Genomic DNA, 7288 nt, shown 5'->3' with positions numbered 1-7288 from the left:
GCATCCGGTCCCTGCTGCACTGCGGATCTCTCGCACTCTGATTCCGGAAGAGCCCCTTTAAGGATCGTCCCCTACCGGTAGGGCGTTGGACAGGGGTGTGCCGGCCCTCCCGTGCAGGTTCACCGCGCAGATTCTCCAGCTTGCGATCAAGCTATTTCCGGGCGTTCGACCCTGGTGTCGCTGTGGTTGACGCCCGGGAGGCCAGGGCCAGGGCCAGCGGCGAAGGGGTCAGGGCGATGCGCATTGTTCACCCGGGCCCCTGGTTGTCGTCCTCGGCGTCGTTGTCCGGATCGAGATCGCGGAGGAGCTGGTCGTCCGGGCTGTCGGTCAGGACCGGCGTGTCGTCGTCGACGGTCTCGCTGGGGGTCAGGCAGTGAGGGCAGATCGCCTGGCCGCCGGCGGTGACTCGCCAGTGGATGAACTCCGTGTAGAGGTCGACGGATGTGACCCGGCCGCATCGAACGCACTGCGCGGAGTCGGCCATCGCTACTCCTTCCCGGTGCCGCGACGCGTCCGCGAGCAGGTTGCTCTGGGTGGCCCCGGCGCTCCCCTCGAAAGCGAGCACGCCGCCCGTTGGGACCGCGGCCCATTCCCGTGGGGACGGCCCCGGCGTGTTCCGGCACGCCGGCTGCGCCGGGGCCTGGTCGCGCCCGCTGGGTGGTCAACAGGCGGACGTGGGCGCTCCGATCGACGATCCACGGCCATCGCAAACCGAGCGAAGCGTTCATCCGCCAACCATGGCGCGGGGGTCGCCGGCGGACGGCCGAGCACCGCCCGCGCCTGAAGTCGCCGCCGTCCCTAGCCTTCGACTCTCGAAGGCCGCCCTCGGCCAACGAACTCGGCCATGCAGGATCGTGCAGCCGTTCGACCCCACTTGAGCCCCAGGTGCGCGTAGGTTGAGGGTGCGGGTCGACGTCACGGGCCGCGCACGGGCACGGGACGCAGTCCTACCAACAGGACCGCGCCCGGCGGTCCCGACACCTCATGTGCGTCCTTCTCCGCCCGCAGCGGTAAGGGGGCAGAGCGCAGCGCATGTCGCTTCGGCTCTGCCTTGTCAGCACGGATTCGATGTGCTGTTCCTCGTTCCCCACCACGGATCGCGCAGGTGGAGAAACCGCATGACTTGCTATCACCACGATGAATTGGTCGTCGCCCTGCGCCGCGCATCGCGCGTCCTTGTCGAGCAGCGCAGCATCCGCGACCTGGAAGAGACCCTCGGCCTGATCGTTTCCGCGGCCGTCGACACCATCCCCGGGGTGGACGCGGGCAGCATCTCGATCACCGAGCACGGGCGGATCGAGACCCGCCACCCCACCAGCGACGCCATCGGCAAGCTCGACGACCAGCAGAGCGAGCTGCGCGAGGGTCCCTGCATCGAGGCCATCGAGGACCCGCCGGAGACCGGTGTCGTGGTCGCCTGTGACTTCGCCGGGGCGGACGCGGAGCGCTGGCCGAGGTTCGGTCCGCTCGCCGTGGAGGCTGGCTTCCGGGCATTGATGTCGACTCAGCTGACCGCCACCAGCAGTATGCGGGCCGCGCTGAACCTGTACTCCCATCGCGAGGACGCCTTCGACGAGCACGCCCGCACCCTCGCCGGGCTGTTCGGTAGCCAGGCCGCCCTGCTGCTCTACGGCTCGGACCACATGACGCACATGCAGCGCGCCGTCGACAGCCGCGACCTGATCGGGCAGGCGAAGGGCATCCTCATGGAACGCAACAAGATCGACGACGAGGCCGCCTTCCAGATGCTGGTCCGCACCTCCCAGGACACCAACCTCAAGCTGACCCACGTCGCCACCTGGCTCACCCGAGACGTCAGCGCACCGAATGACGAGCCATCCGGCGAAGGGTGAGCAACCCCGTCGGGTGCGGGAGAGGGGACATGGCTCAGCTGTGTTCCCCGTGACCCTCGGTTACGCCTGATGACCAGCTAACAGCGGCACCGGACGAGTGACCTCCGGCCGTTACGTCTGCCAGGGCGGGTTCGCCGCGCAGGCTCGCGCAGGAGCGCTGGACCTCGTCCCAGACCCGACGAGCCTCCGGGTCGGTGCACATCCACTGCTCTGCGGCTTCGGCGGCCCCGATGTCGCCGTGCTCGGAAAGCACGTGCAGATCCACGAGCCTGTCCACCCACGGCGCACGCGCCGCCTCCAGGGCTGCCATTTCGGGCAGGGTGTCGCCGTCCCATGCGTTCCGTGCATGCATCCGTTTCTCCGAACCGCCTCGATGCGCTGTGTGAGCGCATGTGTACGTGCTGCCACTAGGCCACGGAGCGTGCTGTGACCGGAGGAACCCTGCGGTGGCCGCCCGGTCCTGCCGCGCTGCTCGGCGCCGCCTGAGACGTTCGGCGTACGGGGCGTGTCGCGGTGGCGGCTGTCGGCCCCAGGTGTTCCTCGTGGTGGTGTCCTTCCAGCTGGCCCACATCGGCCCTGTTCTCCCCTCTACTGCCGCGGATCGAACTCTGATCGTGCTGGTCGGCCGGGTCGGGGCACGACGACGGTGATGGCACCGTTGACGCTCTCGGCGCGCTTAAGCCCGGATCCACCGCGGCGGCCGGGTGGTTGATCATTTTGTCCCTCTGGGTCGACCTTCGCGCCGCTGAGGTCGAGATGGTTCAGAGGGCTGTGTCGGCGAAGGCGTGGCACCACGGTTCATCAACGAGCTCATCAACGTCGCTGGTCAACGTCGCGGTCGCGACGCGCGAGGCTCGACCTGGTCGTCACCACTCAGGAAGAGACTAGGCGCGGGGGAGTCCGGTCCGTTCGGCGAGCGCCACGAGCTCCTGATGGAGCCGATCGGGCTGTTCGAGGGGCAGGAAGTGGGTGCCGACGAGCGGCACGAACCGGGCCTGCGGAATCGTCTTGGTCGCGGCGCGGACATCGGGGGCCGCGGCGCCGATATCGAGCGTGCCGCCCACCAGGGTCACTGGAAACGATACGAAGCCGGTGTTCATCGCGGCGTGATCCCCTGCCGCGAGCAGCAGATCGGAGTACCAGCTCCACGGGTGGGCCGCGAACTGCCGTACGGCCGCCGCCGACGAGCCCGGGTCGGGCAAGGGCGGGACGTGGCCGACGCCGAGCGCCCGCGCGCACTCCACCACCGGGAAAGCCAGCGCCGCCGCGGGCGGCCCCACCAGGCGCAGCAGCCACGCGGCGCTCCGACCGGCCCCTTCTCGCCAGGCCCCCCACAGACCCGGGGGCCCGAACGCCCGGAACGACGCCCCGGGCACGCCGCCGACCCCGAGGATGCCCGCGACCCGTTGGGGATGGGCGCGGGCGAACTCGAAGGCGACGTTGACCCCGAATGACCATCCGAGCAACACAGCGCGCTCGAAGCCCGCGGCGTCCATGGTCGTTTCGAGGTCGGCGGCGTGGTCCTCGACGCGGATGCGGGTCGGGTCGTCGGGACGCTCCGAGCCGCCGAGTCCGCGGTGCCACCAGGACACCGCCCTGAACCCGCAGTCGGCCTCGGCCAGGCGAGGCCACGCCGCCGGCGGCGCCCCGAACCCGTTGCTGATCACGAGAGGTACGCCGACGGCGCCGTTGGTCCACGTGCGCACGCCGGTGCCGTCACGGCTGGTCACGCCCTGGGGTAAGGGCGTGCCATCTGCGGAGCGGGACGGAGGGATGAGCGCTACCTCTCTTCGAGGGCGTTGTCGGCGGCGGACAGCGACAAGGGCGAGGCTAGCGATCGAGGGGCCGGGATGAAGACGCATGCTCAACCGGCCGAAGGTTGCGCGTGGCCGCGATCCGGGCGGTCTGCTTGCTGGCGTTGCTGGACCGTGGTCAGGTCGCGTGCGGGCACGGGGTGGCGATCTCGCCCGTCACGGTAGGGCCTATCGGAGGCGTGGGGGATCGTCCTCCGTCGGCCGCCTCGACGGGACAGTGTCGGCCAGGAGCAGATCGTCGGGCTCAGAGCTCCCGACCGGCCGCCCGCAGAGATTGAGTACCGCACCCACCCCCGCGGGCGCGGGCAACTGCAACGACGGCGCCCCCTGGAAGCCGAGATTCGATGGCCGACCGGGCGAATCGCGGGCACCGCGCCGGGTACGACGCGGCGAGGAGAGGTGGAGAGTCTCCTTGGCGACACATCCAGCGATGGTGAGCCCCTGTTGGACCAGGGAGAACCCTGGAGGCGAAGCGGTGGCCCGGTCTCCGGAGGGCGGGCGGCGGGTTCGTGCCCACCAGCGAGCAGTCATCTTGGCTGGCCAGGCGCCGCCGGATACGGGCGGCGTGGTGAGCGTCGACGCTGAGGTACCTCAGGATGGTGTGCGCGGTGGCGGGGTCGGCGCTGGCGAGCAGCGCGTCGAGCACGTCGTCGTCGCGGACCTGTCCGTCCCCGAGGAGCTCGGCGCGCGCGCGGGCGGCCGCGTCGAGGATTGCGGCGGCGCGCCGCCCAAGTTGCACCTCGGCGGCGTTGCCGGGTGCGGGCGGGGGACCTGGACCGTGCCGGGCAGCGAGCACCGTTCGCACCTCCGCCAGCTCGATTCCGGCGAGAGCGAGGGCCTGCCGGGCGGGCCCGCCGGGTCGCATGAGCAGCGCTACTAGCAGGTGTTGGGTGCCAACGTAGTGATCGCCATCTGCGGCGGCCGCGGCACGTGCTTGCGGGAGTCCAGGCCAGGGAGACGGGCGCGACCGCCGAAGCCCACCGTGCGGCGCGTGCATCGACACTTCGTCATGGTGGCCGACGTTCACGCCTCGCGCCTTGTCCTGCAGGTGGGTGATAGAGCCAGGTCGGTTTGATCTCCTCCCAGCTCCCGGACCGATTGCGCCAGGTGCGCTGCTGGGTAGCGCCTTGAGCGCGCGGGGCTTCCGCCGCCACGTTGTTTACGCCGGGTACCGACGCAGTCAATTCCAACGTCAGGTCGCGTGGTTGACCAGCCGAGCCATGCGGCCCAGGCCCCGGCGCTGCCGGTTCCCGGGACACGCCGGGGCCGTCCTGATCTCTCCCCCCACGAGGGGGATCGACCCATTTCGCCCACGGGCCAGTCCACTCGCGTCGAGCCCAGTCCGACGTTCCCCGGTTTCCGTCCCGACGGGCACCGTCAAGCCAGCGACCGTCCCGGGGTTCACCCCCGAGCGTCGGGGCGAGGCTCCGGCACCGGCCCTGCAACTCCTTCATGGTGCCGGGGCCTTCTAGCCGCGGTCGTGGTGTTGGGCCCTCCACCAGCGTCGTGCCCTCGCCCGACCGCAGCGCACTAGTCGGCGTGGGAGGGGGCGCGCGGAACCGGGCCAGGGCCTCACCAGGACAGGTGAGCAGACCGATGCCGGGCGGTGCGGCCAGGACGCCGGAGCCCTCCTCGGCGGCCGGGTGCAGCATTCTCACCACTTCGCCGGAGTCGACCGGAAACGACGCTCGCGGGGCGCACTGCGCGTGGACCAGGCCGTTGACCACGGCAGCGATGGTCGCGCCCGGGCTCGTGGACGCACCGCGGTACCCAGAGGAGCGACGATGACCCGCGGTTCCCAGAAACGAACCTCCGACGTGACCCGTGTGCTCCTCGCCGACGGGTGGCACGAAGTCGATCAGCGGACGTTCGCGCTGGACGGCCACAGCTCTTGGGTTCGCCGAGCTCGTAGTCGAGGGTGAGTATGGCGAACTCACCGCCACGCGGCCGCTTCATCACGGGCCCGCTCAGGACGGTGCTCGGGGTCGAGTCCGAACCAAAGCCCTTCAACAACGACTCCGGGCAACCCGTGCGACCTCCAGCATGGCCGTAGATTCGGACATCGGCACGCCCGGCCGTTCGCGCTCGGCTGGCCGACGCGCCGCGGCGACGGAAGGAGAGCAGCGATGGCCGATTCCGCGCAGTGCATTCGATGCGGGCGGGTCACATCCGTTGGTCTTAACACAGCTTTCATTCGCTGGCGTCTCACGCCCAACGGCCAGGCGATCTGCCCTCACGGCCTGACCCCTAGCGAGACCGTCGACGACGACACGTCGGTCCTGACCGACAGCCCGGACGACCAGCTCCTCCGCGATCTCGACCCGGACAACGACGCCGACGACGATCAGGATCCCAACTGAGCGATCAGCAAGTCCCCTTGGGCGCGATGGTCATCGACCCCTCGACACTGCCGGGACCGGCAGCCCCTCGGGAAGCACCGCAACACCGTCACCAGCAACTACACCTTTAGGCGGGACCGGACGCCCCCGACACGACTGTCGCGGAGGTACGAGGACCTCGATCCCTGCAGATCAGGGCCGACGCTCGTGCCGTCCTGTCGTCGCTACCGTCGTGAGGTCGCGGCTGGGCAGCTCGAGGCGCACTCGCTGGGGTGGTCGTCGCCGAGAGCCACGTCGGTGCCCGAGCGCGTATGTCAGGGCGCCCACGGTCGCGTGGGAGAGGGCTCCAGCTGCGATGAGCAGCGCAATGGTCACCGCGCGTCCCCTTCGAACGTGCCCAGTCAGTGCTTAAACGTCACCCCATCGACCATGCTCGTTAATTGGTCGTTATCAAGCGGGCCAGGAGATGGCTCTAGGGCAGCCGTTCAGACGCGCGGCCCGGTTGGCAGCCGGTGTGCCCGGTCTGTAGCTGCCGGCCGGGGTGCCTCAGCCCGGACAGATGGCGGCCTTGATCGCCTCCGGGGCGCGGCGCGCCGCCAACAGGGCGTCGACCGCGCCGTCGAGGTCGTGGTGCGAGGTCACCGTCGCGGCTCCCTCGCCGTGGCCGCCTCGGGGGGACGCATGATCGGCCCACCAGACGAGTGCGCCCTTGCGGTCGGAACTCGATAGCTTGGAACTCGATAGCAAGGGCAAGCGGACGAGGGCGCGTCGCGAGGCGGAGCGCCCGAAGCGATCACATAGGGGCGGTAGGTCGTGACGACCTGCCGGCCCTCGTCGTGTCCGACGCGCAACGAAGTGTGCCGAAGAATCGGGCGGATGCCGTCGGAATTGCTCCGGTCGCCTCATCGGGAACAGGATTGGGCCTGTCTCACATCGGCCACCCAACGTGGAGCCGGACGGACCTTAGACAGGTTGGGTTCGTCGCCAGTCGATCGCCGGGCCCCGATCGGGACATCCCCGCACTCTCCATCCCGCGCGAGTCGCGGCTGCCCCTACGCAGGCGCTCGCATGCCCCGAGCAGGCCGACGCCGAGCTGCGATGGCTGGACCACATTGATCAACTACCGGGCACGGCCTTCGGCGGCCGACGCCCATCACGAGGAGATACCTTGGCACAGCCAGGCAATCGCTCGACCACGGCGAACCGCCGCAACGAGGAGTCCACGAGCACCGCGTCTACCTCGGAGCGTCGCCGGAACACCGCCGACGCCCAGCCGCAGGGT

6 protein-coding genes are annotated in these 7288 nt (G+C 70.0%); 2 read left to right on the top strand and 4 right to left on the bottom strand.

The window, feature by feature from the left end:
• Positions 1 to 247: 247 nt before the first annotated feature.
• Entirely contained in the window at positions 248 to 484 is a 237-nt protein-coding gene (locus tag PHK61_RS31455; RefSeq protein WP_274284982.1) for a hypothetical protein, read from the bottom strand.
• 634 nt (positions 485 to 1118) lie between these two features.
• Between PHK61_RS31455 and PHK61_RS31450 the strand changes: the two genes are divergently transcribed.
• Positions 1119 to 1853 carry a GAF and ANTAR domain-containing protein gene (locus tag PHK61_RS31450; protein ID WP_274284981.1) on the top strand — a complete coding sequence of 245 codons (735 nt, stop codon included), beginning with the start codon at positions 1119 to 1121 and terminating at the stop codon, positions 1851 to 1853.
• Positions 1854 to 1887: 34 nt separating this feature from the next.
• Here the strand turns inward: PHK61_RS31450 and PHK61_RS31445 are convergent, their stop codons facing one another.
• The 3 genes from PHK61_RS31445 to PHK61_RS32230 form a co-directional block, all read right to left on the bottom strand.
• A complete protein-coding gene (locus PHK61_RS31445) occupies positions 1888 to 2163 on the bottom strand; it encodes a hypothetical protein (protein WP_274284980.1) in 276 nt (91 codons plus the stop codon).
• A gap of 574 nt (positions 2164 to 2737) precedes the next feature.
• Complete coding sequence (locus PHK61_RS31440; protein ID WP_274284979.1) at positions 2738 to 3583, bottom strand: alpha/beta fold hydrolase; 846 nt, start codon at positions 3581 to 3583, stop codon at positions 2738 to 2740.
• 328 nt (positions 3584 to 3911) lie between these two features.
• On the bottom strand, positions 3912 to 4664 hold the full coding sequence (locus PHK61_RS32230; protein WP_420791474.1) for a Clp protease N-terminal domain-containing protein: 753 nt from the start codon (positions 4662 to 4664) through the stop codon (positions 3912 to 3914).
• A gap of 1129 nt (positions 4665 to 5793) precedes the next feature.
• On the opposite strand from PHK61_RS32230, the gene PHK61_RS31430 reads away from it, so the two are divergent.
• A complete protein-coding gene (locus tag PHK61_RS31430; protein WP_274284977.1) occupies positions 5794 to 6027 on the top strand; it encodes a hypothetical protein in 234 nt (77 codons plus the stop codon).
• The last annotated feature ends 1261 nt before the right edge of the window (positions 6028 to 7288 follow it).

Origin of the sequence: Actinomycetospora lutea, assembly GCF_028737205.1 — a bacterium.
Classification (GTDB): domain Bacteria; phylum Actinomycetota; class Actinomycetes; order Mycobacteriales; family Pseudonocardiaceae; genus Actinomycetospora; species Actinomycetospora lutea.
Note: the sequence above shows the minus strand (reverse complement) of the source record. Positions and strands in the feature narration are given on the sequence as shown.

Excerpts from the sequence above, each read along its gene's own strand:
- PHK61_RS32230 (WP_420791474.1), bottom strand. The coding sequence starts at position 4,664 with ATGCACGCGCCGCACGGTGGGCTTCGGCGGTCGCGCCCGTCTCCCTGG.
- PHK61_RS31455 (WP_274284982.1), bottom strand. The coding sequence starts at position 484 with ATGGCCGACTCCGCGCAGTGCGTTCGATGCGGCCGGGTCACATCCGTC.
- PHK61_RS31450 (WP_274284981.1), top strand. The coding sequence starts at position 1,119 with ATGACTTGCTATCACCACGATGAATTGGTCGTCGCCCTGCGCCGCGCA.
- PHK61_RS31430 (WP_274284977.1), top strand. The coding sequence starts at position 5,794 with ATGGCCGATTCCGCGCAGTGCATTCGATGCGGGCGGGTCACATCCGTT.
- PHK61_RS31445 (WP_274284980.1), bottom strand. The coding sequence starts at position 2,163 with ATGGCAGCCCTGGAGGCGGCGCGTGCGCCGTGGGTGGACAGGCTCGTG.